Source organism: Pedobacter sp. (genome assembly GCF_035317785.1).
Lineage (GTDB): Bacteria > Bacteroidota > Bacteroidia > Sphingobacteriales > Sphingobacteriaceae > Pedobacter.
Genome location: NZ_DATHGC010000319.1, coordinates 1 through 19,240, shown reverse-complemented (window position 1 = coordinate 19,240; position 19,240 = coordinate 1). Strand labels below are relative to the sequence as shown.

Genomic DNA, 19,240 nt, shown 5'->3' with positions numbered 1-19,240 from the left:
TAGAACCAGCCTGGTCTGATGGAAACATCCACTTCTGCCGGGATCCAGTATTTACCGCCTTCATCACCTGTATTCAATACCGCGCCCTTAGGAGCCTCTGCCCCTACACCAAAACCATCTGTATTGAGGGTAGCCCAGTTGGTCTCGCCGGCCACACCATTTTCATTGCCCATCCAGCGGGCACCGGGACCAATGTCGCTAAATATGATCGCCTGCGGATTGTGCGCATAAACGACACTGTTGAATAGCGGAAAATCATAGTCCTGCTTCTTTTCGCCCTGTCCTTTTGCCCCGTCAAACCACTGTTCAAAGATAGGCCCGTACTGGGTATGTACTTCTTTTAATGTCTTGGCAAAGATCTCGTTATATTCCGGTGTACCATATTTGGGGTGGTTGCGGTCCCATGGCGAGAGGTATACGCCAAACTTTAGTCCGTATTCTTTGCAGGCTGCCGAGAGTTCTTTCAATACGTCGCCTTTACCGTTTTTCCAGCTGCTTTCCCTGACGGTATGCGTACTGTATTTGCTTGGAAACAGGCAAAAACCATCGTGATGTTTGGCCGTGATGATGATGGCCTTCATACCTGCTGCTTTAGCGGTACGTGCCCATTGTCGGGCATCCAGTTTCTTAGGATTAAATACTTTAGGATCTTCATCGCCATGTCCCCATTCCTTATCGGTAAAGGTATTTGGCCCAAAGTGGATGAACATATAGTATTCCATTTGCTGCCAGTTATACTGGTGTTTGCTGGGAATTGCACCGTATGGCTTGGGTGCATTGTCAGATTGCGCAAAGGAGTTCGCAATGCTTACAAAAGAGAACAATGCTGCCGCAATAAAATTTTGTGTGTTTTTCATCTGTTTAATATTTTGTTTCGGTGATGAAGCCGTGATTTAAATGATCACAATGGCCACATACCTTGTTAGGTGCCTAAAATTGCAAGATAACAACTATTAATCGTTATATTAATTTGTCATTAGACTAAAAGATTTTGGCATGAATCAATGCCTGGCAAAAACTTCCTATCCTAATAACTGTTATACAAGGAAAATCAACTGTATGGAACTGCGTCAACATCACCTAAAATTAAGATCTGGAAAATTTTCTATCGAAAGGCATCATTATGAGAACATAGGCCTGACCGAAAGACTCGTCTCTGTGTTTTTGGGTGGAGTCCTGATCAGCAGGGGAATAACACGACCTTTCAAATCGAAGTTTTTATATGGTGCCTATTTGGCCTACCGGGGCTTTACCGGCCAATGTTTCTTTTATGAACAGCTGGGCATCGATGCCAGGCATACAAAAGCGGTAAATATCAGGGGTGAGTTCGAAATAGACCGGCCTGCGAGGGAAGTTTATAATTACTGGCGAAACCTCAGCAACCTGCCGGGAAGTATTGACTATTTGCTCAACGTTGATGTAATTGATGAAAACCATTCTCACTGGAAATCAAATATATTGAATGATCTTTTGCCGGTGAAATGGGATGCTGAGATTGTAAAAGACGAACCGGGACGGCTCATTGGCTGGAAAGCGTCTTCGGGCACGCTTCTGAATCATGTAGGAAAAGTGATCTTTGAGGAAAGTGCGGACGGCAGCAGAACACTTTTAAAAGTGGTGCTGTCTTATCATCCGCTGGCGGGTGGGATAGGGATCGGCCTGGCAAGGCTGGCCAACCCCTATTTTGAAGGCTTATTAAAGAAAGAGATCAGGAATTTTAAGCATGTTATTGAAAACAACTGACTCCAAAACCAAATCTAGGCTGCTACTGAAGCACTGATGTTGGCAATGACGGCAAACAGTATGATCAGTAAATAAAACCCGAGCCCGACTATGGTCAGGATACCCCAGAATTTAAAAAATGATTTCATTTTGCTCATGGCAACGGCCAGATTAGGCTGATCTCCAAAGAGTACTGCTTTTTTGGCTGCGCTGCTGTATTTGAAAAGCAAAAGGCTTGGATAGAAATACAGGAGTGCAAACAGCAGCATGATGACGGTAAGTGCGCCGCCGCCAAGTTTGGCATATGGGTTATTGGCCTCTCCTACCATGCTGTTCATTGTAGAGATGATCGCTCCGGCCGAAAATGCCACCAAAACCATGAAACCTGTTAATACAAATCCGACAATGGACAGGAATTTTGACCATTTGGCAGATTCATAGATATAGCTCCGGATGTCTTCGGTAATGATCAGGGTTTCCATTTCAGCTTCCTGGTGTGCTGATGTATTTTCTTCGGGGTTGTTTTCTTCAATATTCTCCATAACGGTGATCGTGTTAATTTTTTAACGGGTTTTAGCTCCTCTAAACATAAAGAATATTTTTAAAAAATTGATACCTTTGCGGGCAAATCAAGAAAAAAACAATCCATGGCATTACAATGTGGTATAGTTGGTTTACCAAATGTGGGAAAATCTACTTTATTTAACTGCTTATCTAACGCAAAAGCGCAGGCTGCTAATTTTCCGTTCTGTACTATAGAACCCAACATAGGGGTGATCACTGTACCCGATGACAGACTGACAAAACTCGAGGAATTGGTGAAACCGAATCGCGTTGTTCCCAATACTATTGAAATTGTGGATATAGCCGGACTGGTTAAAGGCGCTTCTAAAGGTGAAGGCCTGGGCAACCAGTTTTTGGGAAATATCCGCGCCACCAATGCCATTATTCATGTTTTACGTTGTTTTGATGATGGCAATGTCATCCATGTGGATGGTTCTGTTGATCCGATCCGTGACAAGGAGATCATCGATACGGAGCTACAGCTGAAGGATCTCGACACGGTTGAAAAACGCATCCAGAAAGTAGAGAAAATGGCTAAGACTGATAAGGATGCCAAAAGAACTTTCGACATCCTTAGTGTAATTAAACCACATATCGAGTCTGGTAAATCAGTTCGCTCTGCCGCAGTTTCTGCGGAAGATTTTGAATATATCCAGGATCTTGGACTGTTGACGCAAAAACCGGTAATGTATGTCTGCAATGTGGATGAAGCTTCTGTGGTAACCGGCAATGCTTATGTGGAACGTGTTAAGGAAGCGGTTAAGGATGAGAATGCTGAAGTACTGGTGATCTCGGCCAAAATAGAATCTGAAATTGCCGAAATGGATAGTTATGAAGACCGTCAGGAATTTCTTGCTGATCTCGGGCTGACTGAATCTGGTGTAAATAAACTGATCCGTGCGGCTTATCGCTTATTGGATCTGTATACTTATTTTACTGCGGGTGTGCAGGAAGTAAGGGCCTGGACCATTACTAAAGGTTTTACTGCTCCTCAGGCGGCTGGTGTGATCCATACTGATTTTGAAAAAGGCTTTATCCGTGCGGAAGTGATCAAATACAATGACTTTGTGACGCTTGGTTCTGAGAATGCTTGTAAGGATGCTGGTAAGCTGGGTGTAGAAGGCAAGACGTATGTCGTTGAGGATGGCGACATTATGCATTTCCGTTTTAACGTTTAGACATTAGAAAATAAAGCAATTCTATTCAAAGGCTGGACCTTGCGCCCTGAAAAAGGGCACAAACCGCGAAGCGCTCTTGAGATCAAAAATCAATAAGAACTTCCGAAAAATCCTATGCCTTTTCATAGAACGCATTATTTTCTTTCGCCTAAACCTGGGCGCTCCAACCTGCCGTTATGTTATGCAGGGGGTTTTGTGTCTTGCTTTATCCACTAATTCACCTGCTTGTCTGCACGTCTTTTTTATTTCTATTTCCTCAATTCCCCCTGACCTTACTCCTGCCTTTCCTTTCCCCCCATTAAAAGTGTTTTGGTTTTTGTTAAGCATCATGCTCAACAAAATTTAGTGTTTTCAGAGAAGACCTTAGCGCTTTTTGCCCGATCCTTCATCGGGCCTAAAAGATGCAGGCTTCGAAGAGAATACTAAATTTTGTCCCCTTGGCATGAGGCATTAACTAAAGCAACACGCCTTTTAAAAACAACATTGCCATAGTGAAATAGATCAGCAAACCCGTTACATCAACGAGGGTTGCCACAAATGGCGTAGAGGAAACAGCGGGGTCAGCACCAAGTTTTTTGAGCAGTAAAGGAAGCATGGAGCCCATCAGTGTTCCCCAAAGTACCACGCCGATCAGGGAACAACCTACAACGAGTCCGATGAGTACCGGCTGGGCGAGAGATCCTGAGATCAGCTGCCAGCTCAGGATCACACAGAAACTGAGAATGCAGAGGGTAGTACCCAGAAAAATACCGGATACAATTTCTCTTCGCATGACACGCCACCAGTCTTTGATGGTCACTTCCCCCATAGCCATAGCCTGTATAATGAGGGTAGCTGCCTGTGATCCGCTATTGCCTCCGCTTGAAATAATTAATGGGATAAAAGTAGCCAGGATCACAACCTTTTTGATCTGGTCTTCGAAGTTTGACATGGCAAAAATGGTCAGGAGCTCCCCGAAGAAAAGTACGATCAGCCAGACGATCCGTTTTTGATAGAGTTCAAAGACCGGAACATCCAGGTAAGGTTCATCCAGCGCCTGGGTACCCCCTATTTTGTGGATATCTTCTGCATATTCTTCGTTGGCGACCCATAGGATATCATCAACGGTTACGATACCCAATAATATATTATTGTCGTCCACTACAGGCAGGGCGACCCGGTTGTTCATTCTAAAGGTATTGATCGCTTCTTCCTGATGGTCATTGACCTTTAAAGCGATCAGGCGCTGATCTGTCAGGTCACCGATCTTTGCTTCGGGATCTGCAAGGAGTATTTCCCTGATCCGGATGTCATCGAGCAATACGCCATCCTTATCGATCACATAGATCACGTCAATGGTTTCAGAGTTTTTGCCATAGCGCCTGATGTGGGAAAGGACCCGGTTTACGGTCCAATCTTTCTTCACCGCCACATAATCCGGGGTCATCAGCCTGCCCACACTGTCTTCTTCGTAGCCTAAAAGCGACAGCGCTTCTACCCGGTCCTTTGCAGGAAGCAGAACGATCAGCTTGGCGACGGCATCGCCTTTTAATTCGCTGAATAAAGAGGTACGGTCATCCGGAGGCAGCAGGTTGATCAGTTCGGCCAGCTTATTGCCTGATAGTTTTTTAATGATCTTTTCCTGGGTAGGGAAATCAAGAATACGAAATACGTTGACGGCCCTTTTAGCGGACAGGGTATCTATGAATTTGACAGCGTACTGGGGAAGTTCATCTATGAGGTGCTCGACATCGGAAATGTTGAGGTCATCCAAATAAATTTTTAATTGTGCATCGTTTTCCTGCTCAATAAGCTTTACGATATCTTCAACAATCATTTCTTCCATATGCCCTGATTTCTTTACATGATCCCTTGTTGCTTTGCCGGATGCAAAAGTGTCTTTTTATTTTCAAAAATGGCAGTTATAATGCGAAAAAGATTAGAATTAATGTGGACTGCCTGGATACTGATAGAATTGAGCAGAAACCAAAACACTTATTATTAGCGTAAATACCGATTTTTTTTATAAATTTAATTAACTAAATATTATCTAAACTCTAAAAAACGAACAATATGGCTAAATAGACATTTTTATTATCCATAAATCCCTAAATTATTATTAATCATCCTAAACTTAACCATTATGAATCCACGTTTTATTCAGCTGAAGCTGATCGAACCTATTCCAATTATTCAGCCAGGCCATCTTTACAAACCCGGTAAAGAGTAGCGAATCCAATTTCAAGATCTGTATTGATATTTCCTTATTGATTTTATAGGGTAATATCTGCTGTAAAATTCGCCGTATGAATTTTTCCGGCACTGCTGTGTCCATGAATTGGTATGCCTTTTTTTTGCTGCAGATCGGCAAAACCTTTTTAAATCACTCTATTTTATTAACTAACCAAATTTTACGATGAATTACTTATTCAAAAGTATACTGCAAAGGACAGTAACTTTATTAATCCTGCTCGTCATCAGTTCGGCTGCGTATGCGCAGTCAGTTATCACCGGAACTGTTACAGACAGCGATAACAATACACTAATTGGCGTCACTGTTGCTGTTGAGGGCACAACTGTAAAAACTCTGACGGATGTCAATGGAAAATATTCGATTGCCCTTCCTCAAAAGCCAAAAAGGTTAATTTTCAGCTATGTGGGGATGGAAACTTTAACGGTTGAAGTTGGAGACAAAACCGTCATTAATGCTGTACTGCAATCGGCAAATAATTTAGCTGAGATACAGGTGGTCGGATACGGCTCAGTTAAAAAGAAAGATCTGACCGGAGCTGTGGCGACCGTAGCGGCAAAGGATTTCAATAAAGGTCCGCTGATTGCTCCTGATCAGCTGATACAAGGTAAAGTTGCCGGTGTCCAGATGATCAACAACAGCGGGCAGCCCGGAGGTGCCACCACCGTAAAAATCCGGGGAAATACCGCTGTTAGCGGGAGCGGACAGCCTTTATACGTAGTAGATGGCGTTGCCCTTTCCGGGAATTCAGCAAGACCAAGTGCCAGCCCCGCTTCGGTTGGAGGAGTTAAGGCTACTCCGGGGGGAGGTCTTGGTGCCGCTCCCGGAGGAAACCCGTTGAGTTTCATCAATCCCAGCGATATCGCAACGATGGAAATCTTAAAAGACGCCTCTGCAACTGCGATTTATGGATCCAGAGCAGCTTTCGGAGTGGTCTTGATCACCACAAAAAGAGGGGCCAGCGGAGCGATGAAACTGGACGTGAATGCTTCCACAGGGGTCAGCGATATCATGAACCAGATTGAGGTTTTAGACGGCGATGAATACCGCTCCGCATTAAACAAATATGGTTTAACCTCGGGTGACTATGGAAGCAATGTAAACGCCATGGATGCCATTATGCGTACTGCTTACAACCAGAATTATTCTGTCGGGTTGAGCGGCGGGAACGATGCAAATACTTATCGTGCCTCCTTCGGGTATCAGGATCAGCAGGGAATTATCCGGAAAACAGACCTGAAAAAATATACGGCTTCCTTTAATGGCAACTTCAAATTTCTGGACAGCAAAAAGCTGGGAATGGATGTGACCCTGATCAGCAGCCAGTACAATGAGAATATTGCCCCGATTACTAATGATGCCGGATTCACGGGGAGTTTAATCAGTCAGGCTTTAACCTGGAATCCGACAAGGCCCTTAAGAAATGCTGATGGTTCATTGTTCATAGAAAATGGCAGGATCATCAATCCCCTGGCGATGTCTGATGCCTACAGCGATAAATCTAAAGTATCTTCTATTTTAGGAAGCATTTCTCCTTATTATAAGATTACCCCATGGCTGGAATACCGCATGCTGGTGAGTCTCAATTACAGTTCTGGTGTGAGGAGGAACTCTACCCGCAGCTTTATTAATATCGAAGGGGTTCAGGAAAAACCTGCAGACAATTTTCCTGGCGGTTATGCCAGTTATTCAAACAGTGAAATCCTCACCCAGCAGTTCACCAATACACTAAACTTCAACAAGGAAATTGCTCCAAAATTGAACCTGAACGCAATCATTGGTTATGAATATACCAATAACGTCAACAAAGGAACAAACATGAACGCCACGGGATTTGGCGATATTCCTGTGGATTATACCGATGTGCTGCAGGCCACTCCTCCAAACAACAGAAGGATGAGTTCCTTCAACGACCCAACCTATGAACTGCAATCTTATTTTGCCCGTGCCATCTTTAATTATGCAGGTAAGTACCTTTTGACTGCAACTGTCAGGGCCGATGGCTCTACCCGATTTGGTTCCGAAAACCGATATGGGTATTTTCCATCGTTCTCTGCTGCATGGAACATGAAAAATGAAGACTTTCTGGCAAATATAGCGTGGCTGGATCAGCTTAAGATCAGGGCTGGATATGGTAAAACCGGGAATCAGGAATTCCCGTCAGGTTCTTCCCAACAACGTTATGCTTATGTCTATGAAGGTAATCAACTGACTTTGAAAAGCATCAATAACGACAATCCGGATCTCAAATGGCAGGCGGATGAGCAAATAAACATCGGCGCTGACTTTGGTTTTTTTAAAGGCCGAATCACCGGTTCAATTGACGTATTCAGAAAAAAAACAACCGATCTTTTATTTCCTCAAAGCCCGCAGTATCCCACGGCGATGGACGGTTCAGTTACCTGGGGTAATTTACCCGGATATATCCTGAATAAAGGAATTGAGATTACCCTGAACGGCAACATTGTAGACCAGATTGATTTTTCATGGTCACTGGGAGGAAATGCAACCTTTCTCAATAACAAAGTAAAAGATTTCTCTAACCTCCTGATCAATACAGGAGCCTTAAATGGACAAGGATTAAGCGATGTGAATATAGAAGTGATCAAGGAAGGTTTACCCTTGTTTGCAATGGTCACCAGAAAGTACGAAGGCCTGAATCCAGATGGCTTTTCTCAATACACCGATGATGGCTATACCTATTATTATGTAGGAAATCCCAACCCGAGTCTTATTCTGGGCATCAGCACAGATTTCAGGTATAAAAAGTTAAGCCTGGGCTTAAACTTTAATGGATCATTCGGGCAGGACATTTACAACAACACCGCCAACTCTGTATTACCGATTACCAATTTGGGAACAAGAAATATTGCTTCGGCTTTACTAAACTCCTCAATAAAGGAATCTCTTGCAAACCCAATTGCTGCGTCTTCACGTTATATCGAAAAAGGAAATTATTTGAAACTGGCAAATGCGACCCTTAATTATAATGTTGGAAACATAGGAAAAGCCATCAAGGGATTAAATTTATATGTGAATGGGCAAAATCTATTGGTGATGACCAGGTATTCTGGATTCGACCCGGAAGTAAATACCGACAAAAGCATCAATGGAGTTCCTTCGATGGGAATAGAATATATCCCTTTTCCATCAGCCAGAACCTTCAATTTCGGGGTTAACTTTTCTTTTTAATTTAAATATATTCTAATGAAAAATAGCTATATAACCGCTTTAATGATGATGTTACTCTCATTAATGGCATGTACAAAACTAGATGAAAAACTCAATGGGCAGATTAATCAGGGAGATGTTAACACCGGAGACGTACCGGCCTTGTTAAATGGGGCCTACAATTCCATGCGCGCTGGCTATCAGGGCCCATATGGTTGGTGGGCACTACAGGAATTCCCTACCGATGAAGCCATTGTACCTACCCGCGGTGGAGACTGGGACGATAACGGAGCATGGAGAGCTTTGCACCTGCACCGCTGGGCTGCCGACCATACCCGGATCCACAGTGTGTATCGCGACTTAAATGGGGTGAATTATGCAGCCACCAATCTATTACGGTTTAATCCAACGCCGCAACAGGCCGCCGAAGCCCGTTTTTTACGTGCCTTCTCTCAATTTTCTATTCTTGATGGATGGAACCAGGTGCCCTATCGCGATCCCGGAGAACGCGTAACGACATCTCCCAGAGTCAGAAAAGCGCCTGAAGCCCTTGCTTATATCATTGCAGAGTTAAATGAAATTCTCCCGAATTTACCTGCCTCACCAATCACCGGAGCCACTAAAGACGCGGCAAAAATGTTAATGATGAAATCTTACCTCAACAAGGGCGCGTTTTTAAATCGTGCGGCACCAACCTTTGATCCCGCAGATATGGCCAAAGTAATCGCACTGGCTGATGAGATCATCACCGGAGGTAAATTCTTTCTTACCCCAAATTACTTCGACAATTTCGCGCCTGCAAATGACGTCCTGTCTAAGGAAAACATATTTACAGGCAGGAATATTGGAGGCGTAGATGCTGGTGGATTAAATGCCATGTGGGTAGCCCCTCTGCATTATAATCAAAGCCCAAGTGGAAATAATGGTTTCTGTACGCTTTCAGATTTTTATGATAAGTTTGAAGCCTCAGACTCACGAAGAGGAGGAGCATACACCGGGGTTACAGATGTATCCGGTGTCCGGGTGGGTTTCCTGGTTGGTCAGCAGGTCAACAAAGATGGAGTACTGATTAAAAACCGTTTGGGAGAAAACTTAATCTTTACCCCTGACGTGAACATCATTGAGCGTGATCAGAAAAGGTTGGAAAATGCGGGAATCCGTGTGATCAAATATCCAATAGATTATAAAAACAGTTCCTCGGGATTTCCTGATAATGATTGGGTATTTTACCGCTATTCTGATGTGTTATTGATGAAGGCGGAAGCCTTGCTGAGAACCGGCCAGGCTGCATTGGCCCTGCCTCTAGTCAACCAGGTAAGGACAGCCCGCGGAGCTTCATCCTGGGGAAGTGTATCACTGGACCAGTTGCTGGACGAACGTGGCCGTGAGTTTTTCTGGGAAGGCGTAAGAAGGCAGGACCTGATCCGCTTTGGAAAATTCCTTGCCCCATGGCAGGAAAAACCAACTGATGATCCTAAATACCTTATTTTCCCTATCCCTTCCAATCAGCTTGCAAATCCAAATTACACCCAGAATCCTGGTTATTAAATGAAATAAATAATTAATCCCTGGTCGTAGGGCTGGGGATTAATTTATTTTTGATCCAGGTGAGGGGGACCGGCCGGTTTGCCAAATAAAAGACAGGCACATTTCGATTAACAAATAATTAACATTGCTGAAGCGGCGGCAATTGGTTAAATTTGTGTTATAGAAAAAGTGTATGCAAAAAATATATATGGGGGATGCAGGCCCTAAAGTTTCCCCTGCTATTTACGGATTTTACAGATGGAATGATGTTAAAGATGCCGATACGGTCTTAAAAAAAATTGTACACCTTTGTCTGGAACTGGGCATCAACACATTCGAACATGGTGACAGCTATGGTTCTTATAAGTGCGAGGAATTGTTTGGAAATCTGCTGAATGAAGGTGCTTTTAAAAGAGAAGACATTATCCTTTTCACCAAATGCGGCTTAAAAGTTCCGAATCCTCAAAGTCCGGAGATCAGGATCCGGCACTATGATACTTCAGCCGCCCATATCACTAAAAGCGTTGAGTCTTCCTTAAAGAAACTGAGAACCGATTACATAGATATCTTTTTGCTGGACAAACTGGATGCGATATCTAATCTGGAAGAAACCGCACTGATCCTCGAAAAATTAAAGGATTCAGGAAAGATCAAGAACATCGGTGTGGCCAACTTTTCTGTGTTCCAGCACCAGCTGCTGACCTCCTACCTCACAAAACCCATTGTAACCAATCACATAGAACTGAATCTGCTGAGCACACAGGCGCTGGACAATGGCCAGATCGATTATATCAAGCAGCGATACATGCGGCCCCTGGCCTATGCACCGCTGGCTGAGGGAAGAATAGCTACCGGGACAGACCGGCAGGCTGTTAAAGTACGCGAAAAGCTGGAGGAACTAAGCGCTAAATATAATGCTGATATTGAGTCTCTTGCGGTAGCATGGCTGGTAAAACTGGGTGCTTTGCCGCTGATCGGTACGACAAATGAGCAAAGGATAAAAAATGCCGTCAATGCTTTTTCTATTGAATTGGATCATCAGGACTGGTATGACCTGTACAATGTTTCTGTTGAAAACCAAATTAAATAAATCACAGAATCTGTATAAATATCAAAAAGCCATAGAGATCAATCATATCATTTTATATATTTGCATCCCATTGTCTCCGTAGTTCAATGGATAGAATTTTGGTTTCCGGTACCAAAGATATGAGTTCGAATCTCGTCGGGGACACATAATTTAACACTGTGAGATTATAGTGTGAAAGTTTTCTGGAAAATAGGGCTCCCGGGTACAAATCCAGGAGCCCTATTTTATGCTTTAAACATTTTAGTTTTTTATCAAAACACTAGTGACTAGTACTAGTTAGCTGCACATCATCTATCCAGACCGTGTTACCCCCCGCCATTTTCCCGAAGTACAATCCGACACGGTAATTTCCATCTGAGGGAATTTCGATAGATGAGAAGCTGCCCGATTTCGGATCAGTACTCACCTCAAATTGCTTGTCAATGACCTTACTGAAGTCGCCGCCGGCTTTTTCCAATCTGACCAGAATCGTACTGTTCTGGTTTCCCCTGGCTTTGAGTGCGACAGTAAACTTCTCTCCCTTTTTGGCACGGAATGGCCATGCTGCAAATAATCCATCCGGTCTGTCATCCGGTTTGACCATATTGACCTTCAAAGCATTTTTGCCTGTCAGGACTCCGGTCGTATCGATCTCTGCATTTGCCTGCACAGCAGCAGTCTTTTTCACATTCCAGCCACCCAGCAAATCGTCAAAACTTCCATTAATAGAACGGTTGTACTGTTGTATACGTGCACCGTAGCCTTCTGTATTCATTGGAAAGATATCGACACGCTGCCCCCATTGCTGCCATTCTTTATACATAGCCTGCAGGCGTTCGTGGTCGGATTTGGAGAGGTCTGTCATTTCTATCGGGTCATCTTCCAGATTGTACAGGTGCAGGGTTTTCGGATCGAATGCTGAATTTTCATGAGTACTCGCTACAAGTTTCCATTTGCCATCTCTGAAGGCAATGTTTGCCTCATGCTCCCAGAAGATCTTACCCCTGTTGAGCGGTTTTCCGTCAAAGGCAGCCGCCATAGACTTACCTTCCAGCGGGGTTATTTTATTGCCATTGTACATTGATGGATAGCTGGCCTTCGCCACATCTACGCAGGTCGCCATGATGTCTGTTAAATTTCCATAGCCGTTCACGAAGGAATTGTTTGCCGCCTTTTTGATGCCTGCTGGCCAGTGCACAATCAGTGGAGTTGCGATTCCGCCTTCGTATGTATAATGTTTATATTCCTTGAAGGGGGTACTGCTGACATTCGCCCAATTGATCCGGTAACTTTCAAATGTGTTTTCCCTGCCGTTCACTTCCTTTGAGGAGCCGCTGCTAATGAATTCTGCGCAGGCTCCGTTGTCACTCAGAAAAAAGATCAGGGTATTCTCCAGTTGGCCTTCAGCTTTCAGTTTTGCTACAATCCTGCCGATTCCCTGATCCATAATATCGATCTGTGCGGCGTAAATGGCCATTCTCATTGCCATCTCATCTTTCTTATTCTGATGCAGCTCATCCCATGCAGGAATGACAGAATCACGTGGTGACATCACCAGGTCTTTTGCAAAAAGTCCCATTTTTCGCTGCCTTTCAAAACGCTCTGCCCGCATGGCATCCCAGCCTTTTTGGTATAATGCCTTATACTTGTCGATATCCTTCTGCAGGGCATGGAGCGGCCAGTGAGGTGAGGTGTATGCAACATACATGAACATGGGTTTATCCGGCTGTTTGGCGAAATGGTCACCTATAAATTTCACACTGGTATCGCTGATGGCGTTAGTCAGGTAAAAATCCTCAGGTGCTTTGTAGCGTTTGTTATCGCTGTATAATTCTGGAGTATAATAATTGGCACCGCCGGGAATGATGCCGAAATACCGGTTGAAGCCGCGCTGCTTAGGCCAGTTGTCCTTAACATTTCCGTCGATCTTCCGCTCATTGGTCAAATGCCATTTTCCAGTCATGTAAGTGTCGTAACCCGCCGTTTTCAATACCTCGGCTATAGTGACGCTGCTGGTGTTTAGATTGCCCCGATAAGCCTGCCTGCCCATATCCGCCGCTGCCATCCAGCCCATTCCGGCCTGGTGTGGGTAAAGCCCTGTCATCAGTGAGGCACGGGTCGGACAGCACCGCGCTGCGTTATAAAATTGTTTGAATTTCAATCCCTTGGCAGCCAACTGATCAATATTAGGTGTTTTGATTTCCCCGCCATAGCTGCCAACATCCGAATAGCCCATATCATCAGCCATAATGATCAGGATATTGGGTTGTTTTTTCTGGCCAAAACCAGATACCGGCAACAGACCCAGCAGGGCAAAACATCCTGCTATAAAATTTCTGGTTCTCATCGTTTAGTTTTTAAATTATTTCAATTTCAGTTGCCTGTTTTTACACATCTGAATCCAGTGTTCTCCAATCCCGTATCGGGAGATGATTTCATTCTTGAACTGACCTTATACCCCTCACAATAAGAGGCATTACACATAAATGAACCTCCTCTTGTTACTTTTTTAGGAACATAGGGCTCATCCGGGTCATAGCCCTGTTCAGGTCCTTGCGGGTTTTTCGTGACACCACTCCTCAGTTTGGCATAGTAGTCTGCGGTATACCAGTCGGACACCCACTCCCATACATTTCCCGCCATATCATACAGACCATACGCATTGGGTTTAAATGATCCCGCCGGAGCCAGACCGGAAAATCCGTCCCAATTTGTGTTTTTATCAGGGAAACTACCCTGCCAGGTATTGGCTTTGGGCTTGCCTGATTCAATGCCATCATCACCCCAGGGGTAGCGCTTTTTATCGGAACCGGCCCTTGCTGCATATTCCCATTCCGCTTCCGTCGGCAACCGTTTACCGGCCCATTTTGCGTAAGCATTGGCATCTTCCCAGGAAATCTGGACAACGGGATAATTGTCTTTTCCCTGAATGCTGCTTTTCGGCCCCTGCGGATGCTGCCAGTTTGCTCCAGGTGTCCAACTCCACCAGCGCGCGGCATTATCAAGCGGCACCTGCTGATTTGGTGGGATAAAGGTCAGCGAAGCAGCCACCAGAACATCTTCTGCAGGTTTGGGCGTTCCTGGAGGGAGCTGTTTTTTTAGCGCTTCCCAATCGGGTTTCCGCTCAGCGACTGTTTTGTAACCAGTGGTTTTCACAAATGCAGTAAATTCTGCATTGGTAACTTCCTTTTCGTCCATCCAGAAGCCGTCTACCTGAACCTGGTGTGCCGGATATTCGTCTGACCTGCCACCGGACTCACTGGATCCCATTGTAAATGTTCCGCCGGGAATCCATTTCATTCCGTCCTTACCAGTCTTTGCTGACGGAGTTATTGTGTCCTGCAGTCCGGGTGCAACAACCCCATACCGGCTTGGCAAATTGCTGTGACAGGAAATCGTATCCTGATCTGACTGTGTGACCTTTGTCTCTTTCTGCCTGCAGGAAAAGAAAAACAGAAAAAAAAGAAGGCCCAAAGCCTGGTATCTTGCTACAATTAGCATCATTATCTCGAAGGTTTTGGTAAAACATGATGCTTAGCAGCCCATTCGTCCCACATCCCGCTCAATTCCTTTACTTTATCCGGGTATTCGGCAGCCAGGTCATTCAGTTCGCTGTAATCTTTGGACAGATCATACAGCTGCCATTTTTTGTTCGGCCCCGCCACTACAAGTTTCCAGTCCTGTACCCGTACATATTTACTGCCTTCATGTTCATTAAATAAGGCCTGATGTCCGGGTGCCTTTTTCCCGGAAAATACAGGCACAAGGCTTTTGCCCTCAATCGGTGTGATTGCATTACCGTTGTACTCTTTGGGATACTTAACTCCGGCAACGTCAATAAATGTAGCCATGAAATCCATCACATGGCCGATCTGGTCTGTTTTGCTTCCTTTTGCCTTAATGCCGGCAGGCCATGAAACGATCATTGGCGTATGCACTCCACCCTCAAGAGACTGTGATTTCCATAACCGGAAAGGCGTGTTGGCCACATTGGCCCAGGCTGGCCCTATTGAAAAGAAAGTGGTCTGCGGCCCCGGCATAATAGTCTTGTCTGTCGCGTAAGAAATCTTTTGCCCGTCACGGGTTTGCCCGGGCCTGTCAAAACCCGGTCCGTACTTGTCTGAAAGCTCAGCGCTCGCACCATTGTCGCTTAAAAATACGAAAATGGTATTGTTCATTTCACCGGTTTCCTCAAGGGCTTTGATGACCCGGCCGATTCCCTGGTCCATCCGGTCAATCATAGCCGCATGAACTGCCATTGCCCTGGCATCCCATTCTTTATCAGGATTGGCCTCCCAGGTCATTTGGGAGGGATTACGGGGAGATAGTTTGACCTTTTCAGGGTCGATCAGGCCCAGACTCACCATTTTTTTATAGCGGTTTTCCCTGATCACCTCCCAGCCTGCTTTATAGGTATCTTTATATTTATCAATATCTTCAGCAGGTGCCTGAATAGGCCAGTGCGGCGCATTATGTGCGATATACAGGAAGAACGGCTGGCCAGTTTTACTGAACTCCCGCACGTATCCGGCCGCTTTATCATTGATGGCATCCGTATGATAATAGTTTTTAGGAACACTTTTAACCGGCGTGCTCCCTTCCACCAGACTAAAGGGGTCATAAAAATCGATAACCCCCCAGATTGTACCATAAAATTGCTCAAATCCCCTGTTTACCGGGTATTGATCTGCGGGTGAGAACAAGGGGTGTTCGGCCTGATGATTCAACCATTTCATCTGGTCTGGCTGATTGCCCTGGACAATGGTATTAGATACATGCCATTTACCTGTCATCGCCGTACGGTATCCCGATTGTTTCAGCACTTCGGCAATGGTCACTGTATTTTTGCCCAGATATCCCCGGTAACCTGTGTCATTTTGCGGAGTGGTCATATCGCCAATGCCTGCATCGTGATTGTATAAACCTGTAAGCAAAGAGGCACGTGTAGGGCAACATCTGGAAACGTTATAAAACTGGGTAAATTGCATACCTTGTTTCGCTATACGGTCCAGATTTGGCGTGTTGATCTCTCCGCCGTAGCAACCCAGATCAGAGTAGCCCAGATCATCTGCCAGAATCAGGACAATGTTTGGTTTTTCGTTTTTCTTTTTCTGCGCTGCTTCTGCAGCGCTTACCGCAGTTAACCCGGCTAAAAGCCAGACCGCGATGAAACTATTTGTACGTGCTTTATCTCTCATTACTCTAAAATATATTAAAACTGTATCAAAAATGCATTTTAGCTATCGCGCTTCCCTTGTCAGCTGCTTAAAAAGGTCAATCTCCTTTTTATCAAAAGGCGTTCCGTCTGTACGGTACAGATCATGAAACCAAAGTTCCGGTTCCGGAAACGGATCCCCTGGTTTTAGTACTTTCCCTTCCGCACGTTTCTGATTGACACTTATATTCTTTCCATTTTCCCTGCGGCTGGTCCAGGGCCATACTGTGGCACTTTTACCAGAAACAAATCCCCAGTTAACCGCACCAACATTATACTTTTTTAAAATTGGCAGGCAGCCCTCTACAGAACTTGCCTGAGTACGAGCAAGCCACTCCGTCATCATAATTGGGCGGCCAGCCGTTTGATAATTTTTGATCACACGTTCAAGGACCTCCGGCTTTTCATAGCTGTGTACGGACAGTACATCTGCGTTGATCCTGTTGATCCGGATATTCATTTCACCTAAACTACCCTTAGCGGTGCCTGTTATGGGCTGCGACGGGTTAACTTCTCTTGCCCATACCCAGGATTCATACAGGAGTCTGTTGGACAGGTCACCTATACCCCCAGCCTTATCAGCGCCATCAAGGTTATTTCCCCTGCCAGGTTCATTGTAAAGTTCCCACATCAGGATTCTTTTGTCATTTCTGAAATGCTTCATTGTTTCCTGTACATAGCCTTTCAACTGTGCAACCTCCTCAGCACTGGCTTTACCCTCCGCAAACCTGACCGCCAAATCCCGGGCAGGCGAATTCACCCAGCCGGAATTGTGGTAACCAATAACTGGCAAAGGCTGAACACCAAGCGCTGGGTTCGGAAAGTGACAATCATCGAAGAACACAAAAAATGGCCTTATACCATGCTTTGATGCGATCTTCAGAAACTCGTCCATGCGCTTATAAAGTCCCGTTTGATCTGAGGCCCACACCATATCATGCAGGAATACCCGCATGGTGTTCATACCGGTCTGCTTTGCCCAGCCAAATTCCTTATCAATTGTTTTGGGATCCCAGGTGGAGGCCTGCCACATCTCTATTTGGTTGATCGCCGTTGCCGGCAGGTAGTTTGCTCCCACCAGCCAGGGTTGGCTGGCGTACCACTGGTTTGCCTTATCCTTAGACCACTGGCCAGGCACAGGCTTTAAATAATCAGGTTGCTGAGCGAATGAACCATTTAAGCCTAGTGTTAAAATTAAAAGGGTTATGATATAAGATTTCATAAAGGTTATTTTTAAATGATGTATTAATTTTTGATTAGCCAGTCTTTTGGCGCTTTGAATCCTTTTTTTCCTTCTGCATAAGGGGCTACTGTCACCTCAGATCGTATTGAATCGAAAGTCCTGGCGAGGATAGATAATTGTTTAAAAACCTCCTGTTTGCTGTTTTTGATATTTTGTTTTTCTGCCGGATCTTCAATGATATTAAATAAAGCTGATTCGTTTAATTTCATAGCAGCATTGCCATTTTTTGCCAAAACAATCTTCCAGGGACTGCTGATCAGACTGCCATAACCCAAATAAAGATTTCTGTTGATTTGGTCTTGTTTCCTAAATAACACCGGTGATATATCGATGCCGTCAAAAGGTCTGTGATTTTTAGAAGAGGCGCCGGTAATACCTAGAAGTGTAGGTAATACATCCACATAGCCCATCACCTGTTCTGTTTTTGTACCACCTTTTAACCTGGCTGGCCACTTTGCAATTGCTGGTGCCCGCACTCCCCCATCCCATTCCTGAAATTTATGCCCCTTTAACTGACCACTTGACCCTCCTCCCGAAACATTAGCTCCGTTATCGCTAAAAAACAACACAATCGTATTCTGATCTTTTTTCATCGCTTTTAATGAATTTAAAATACGACCGATACCACGATCCATACAGGTTACCATAGCAGCATAAGTTTGTCTTGCAGTGGGTTTTTCAGTAGAATATCCGTAAGCCTTGAGGTCCTCAGGCTTTGCCTGCAAAGGAGTGTGGGGGGCATTATAAGCGACATACATAAAAAATGGTTTGTCGCCTGCGTTTCGGATCACCTCAACTGCCTTATCACTAATCAAGTCTGTACTATAACCTTTATCAGTGCTTGTTTTTTCATCATCGTGCCAGTCTAACTCTCCTTCGCGGAAATGGGTAAAGTAATCTATAGCACCATTATAATGCCCATAAAATTTTGTGAACCCCCGCTGAAGAGGAAGATAAGCGCGCTGTGCGTGACCAAGATGCCACTTGCCCAATACTACGCGATTGTGATAGCCGGCATCTTTTAAGAAAACTGGTAAAAATAGCTCATTGGTATCTACACCGAACTCACTCCAGGGTGGTATCACAGTCTCACGCAAACCAAACCTATTGGGATATCTCCCTGTCATCAAACCTGCTCTGGTGGGTGAACACACGGGAGCAGTATAAAAGCGGTTTAAGATAACGCCTTCCTTAGCCAACTGATCAAGATTAGGAGTCCTTATTTCACTGCCATGGAAACCAACATCTCCCCAACCCAAATCATCTGCCAGTATGATAATGATGTTAGGTTTATCCATTCGCTTCTGAGCAGTTACGATAA

Annotated in this window: 14 protein-coding genes and 1 tRNA gene; 6 read left to right on the top strand and 9 right to left on the bottom strand. The window is 44.7% G+C overall.

The window, feature by feature from the left end; translation table 11 throughout:
• The coding region (locus VK541_RS19880; protein ID WP_324372186.1) for an alpha-L-fucosidase at window positions 1-857 on the bottom strand (857 nt) is incomplete at its 3' end.
• 202 nt (window positions 858-1,059) lie between these two features.
• On the opposite strand from VK541_RS19880, the gene VK541_RS19875 reads away from it, so the two are divergent.
• Window positions 1,060-1,743: a YgaP-like transmembrane domain gene (locus tag VK541_RS19875; RefSeq protein WP_324372185.1), complete on the top strand. Its 684-nt coding sequence runs from the start codon at window positions 1,060-1,062 to the stop codon at window positions 1,741-1,743.
• Between the two features lie 14 nt (window positions 1,744-1,757).
• On the opposite strand, the gene VK541_RS19870 is transcribed toward VK541_RS19875, so the two are convergent.
• On the bottom strand, window positions 1,758-2,264 hold the full coding sequence (locus VK541_RS19870; protein WP_324372183.1) for a DUF5362 family protein: 507 nt from the start codon (window positions 2,262-2,264) through the stop codon (window positions 1,758-1,760).
• Between the two features lie 105 nt (window positions 2,265-2,369).
• Here VK541_RS19870 and ychF point away from each other — a divergent pair, with 105 nt between their 5' ends.
• Window positions 2,370-3,464: a redox-regulated ATPase YchF gene (ychF, locus tag VK541_RS19865; RefSeq protein ID WP_324372182.1), complete on the top strand. Its 1,095-nt coding sequence runs from the start codon at window positions 2,370-2,372 to the stop codon at window positions 3,462-3,464.
• A gap of 174 nt (window positions 3,465-3,638) precedes the next feature.
• On the opposite strand, the gene VK541_RS19860 is transcribed toward ychF, so the two are convergent.
• Together VK541_RS19860 and mgtE are read right to left on the bottom strand one after the other, a co-directional pair.
• Window positions 3,639-3,794 (bottom strand): hypothetical protein, encoded by a 156-nt coding sequence (locus VK541_RS19860; protein ID WP_324372181.1) that lies wholly within the window; start codon window positions 3,792-3,794, stop codon window positions 3,639-3,641.
• 124 nt (window positions 3,795-3,918) lie between these two features.
• Window positions 3,919-5,289, bottom strand: a complete 1,371-nt coding sequence (gene mgtE / locus VK541_RS19855) for a magnesium transporter (protein ID WP_324372178.1) — start codon at window positions 5,287-5,289, stop codon at window positions 3,919-3,921.
• A 570-nt stretch (window positions 5,290-5,859) separates the two neighbouring features.
• On the opposite strand from mgtE, the gene VK541_RS19850 reads away from it, so the two are divergent.
• The 4 genes from VK541_RS19850 to VK541_RS19835 all read left to right on the top strand — a co-directional run bounded on the left by VK541_RS19850 (window position 5,860) and on the right by VK541_RS19835 (window position 11,626).
• On the top strand, window positions 5,860-8,886 hold the full coding sequence (locus VK541_RS19850; RefSeq protein ID WP_324372177.1) for a SusC/RagA family TonB-linked outer membrane protein: 3,027 nt from the start codon (window positions 5,860-5,862) through the stop codon (window positions 8,884-8,886).
• Between the two features lie 15 nt (window positions 8,887-8,901).
• A complete protein-coding gene (locus VK541_RS19845; protein WP_324372176.1) occupies window positions 8,902-10,413 on the top strand; it encodes a RagB/SusD family nutrient uptake outer membrane protein in 1,512 nt (503 codons plus the stop codon).
• Between the two features lie 172 nt (window positions 10,414-10,585).
• Window positions 10,586-11,482, top strand: coding sequence for an aldo/keto reductase (locus VK541_RS19840; protein WP_324372174.1), 897 nt, complete (start codon window positions 10,586-10,588; stop codon window positions 11,480-11,482).
• A 72-nt stretch (window positions 11,483-11,554) separates the two neighbouring features.
• Window positions 11,555-11,626 (top strand) — tRNA-Arg (locus VK541_RS19835).
• 115 nt (window positions 11,627-11,741) lie between these two features.
• Here VK541_RS19835 and VK541_RS19830 read toward each other — a convergent pair.
• From VK541_RS19830 to VK541_RS19810, 5 genes are all read right to left on the bottom strand, one after another.
• Window positions 11,742-13,808: an arylsulfatase gene (locus VK541_RS19830; protein ID WP_324372173.1), complete on the bottom strand. Its 2,067-nt coding sequence runs from the start codon at window positions 13,806-13,808 to the stop codon at window positions 11,742-11,744.
• Window positions 13,809-13,834: 26 nt separating this feature from the next.
• The gene (locus VK541_RS19825; RefSeq protein ID WP_324372171.1) at window positions 13,835-14,965 is read right to left on the bottom strand and encodes a formylglycine-generating enzyme family protein; all 1,131 of its coding nucleotides are present in this window, start codon (window positions 14,963-14,965) and stop codon (window positions 13,835-13,837) included.
• On the bottom strand, window positions 14,965-16,659 hold the full coding sequence (locus VK541_RS19820; RefSeq protein WP_324372170.1) for an arylsulfatase: 1,695 nt from the start codon (window positions 16,657-16,659) through the stop codon (window positions 14,965-14,967). Before VK541_RS19820 ends, VK541_RS19825 begins: the two co-directional genes overlap by 1 nt.
• A 42-nt stretch (window positions 16,660-16,701) precedes the next feature.
• Window positions 16,702-17,898, bottom strand: coding sequence for a cellulase family glycosylhydrolase (locus VK541_RS19815; protein WP_324372169.1), 1,197 nt, complete (start codon window positions 17,896-17,898; stop codon window positions 16,702-16,704).
• Window positions 17,899-17,921: 23 nt separating this feature from the next.
• On the bottom strand, window positions 17,922-19,240 hold a 1,319-nt coding region (locus VK541_RS19810; RefSeq protein WP_324372168.1), incomplete at its 5' end, for an arylsulfatase.

Excerpts from the sequence above, each read along its gene's own strand:
- VK541_RS19875 (WP_324372185.1), top strand. The coding sequence starts at position 1,060 with ATGGAACTGCGTCAACATCACCTAAAATTAAGATCTGGAAAATTTTCT.
- VK541_RS19870 (WP_324372183.1), bottom strand. The coding sequence starts at position 2,264 with ATGGAGAATATTGAAGAAAACAACCCCGAAGAAAATACATCAGCACAC.
- ychF (WP_324372182.1), top strand. The coding sequence starts at position 2,370 with ATGGCATTACAATGTGGTATAGTTGGTTTACCAAATGTGGGAAAATCT.
- VK541_RS19860 (WP_324372181.1), bottom strand. The coding sequence starts at position 3,794 with ATGATGCTTAACAAAAACCAAAACACTTTTAATGGGGGGAAAGGAAAG.
- mgtE (WP_324372178.1), bottom strand. The coding sequence starts at position 5,289 with ATGGAAGAAATGATTGTTGAAGATATCGTAAAGCTTATTGAGCAGGAA.
- VK541_RS19850 (WP_324372177.1), top strand. The coding sequence starts at position 5,860 with ATGAATTACTTATTCAAAAGTATACTGCAAAGGACAGTAACTTTATTA.
- VK541_RS19845 (WP_324372176.1), top strand. The coding sequence starts at position 8,902 with ATGAAAAATAGCTATATAACCGCTTTAATGATGATGTTACTCTCATTA.
- VK541_RS19840 (WP_324372174.1), top strand. The coding sequence starts at position 10,586 with ATGCAAAAAATATATATGGGGGATGCAGGCCCTAAAGTTTCCCCTGCT.
- VK541_RS19830 (WP_324372173.1), bottom strand. The coding sequence starts at position 13,808 with ATGAGAACCAGAAATTTTATAGCAGGATGTTTTGCCCTGCTGGGTCTG.
- VK541_RS19825 (WP_324372171.1), bottom strand. The coding sequence starts at position 14,965 with ATGATGCTAATTGTAGCAAGATACCAGGCTTTGGGCCTTCTTTTTTTT.
- VK541_RS19820 (WP_324372170.1), bottom strand. The coding sequence starts at position 16,659 with ATGAGAGATAAAGCACGTACAAATAGTTTCATCGCGGTCTGGCTTTTA.
- VK541_RS19815 (WP_324372169.1), bottom strand. The coding sequence starts at position 17,898 with ATGAAATCTTATATCATAACCCTTTTAATTTTAACACTAGGCTTAAAT.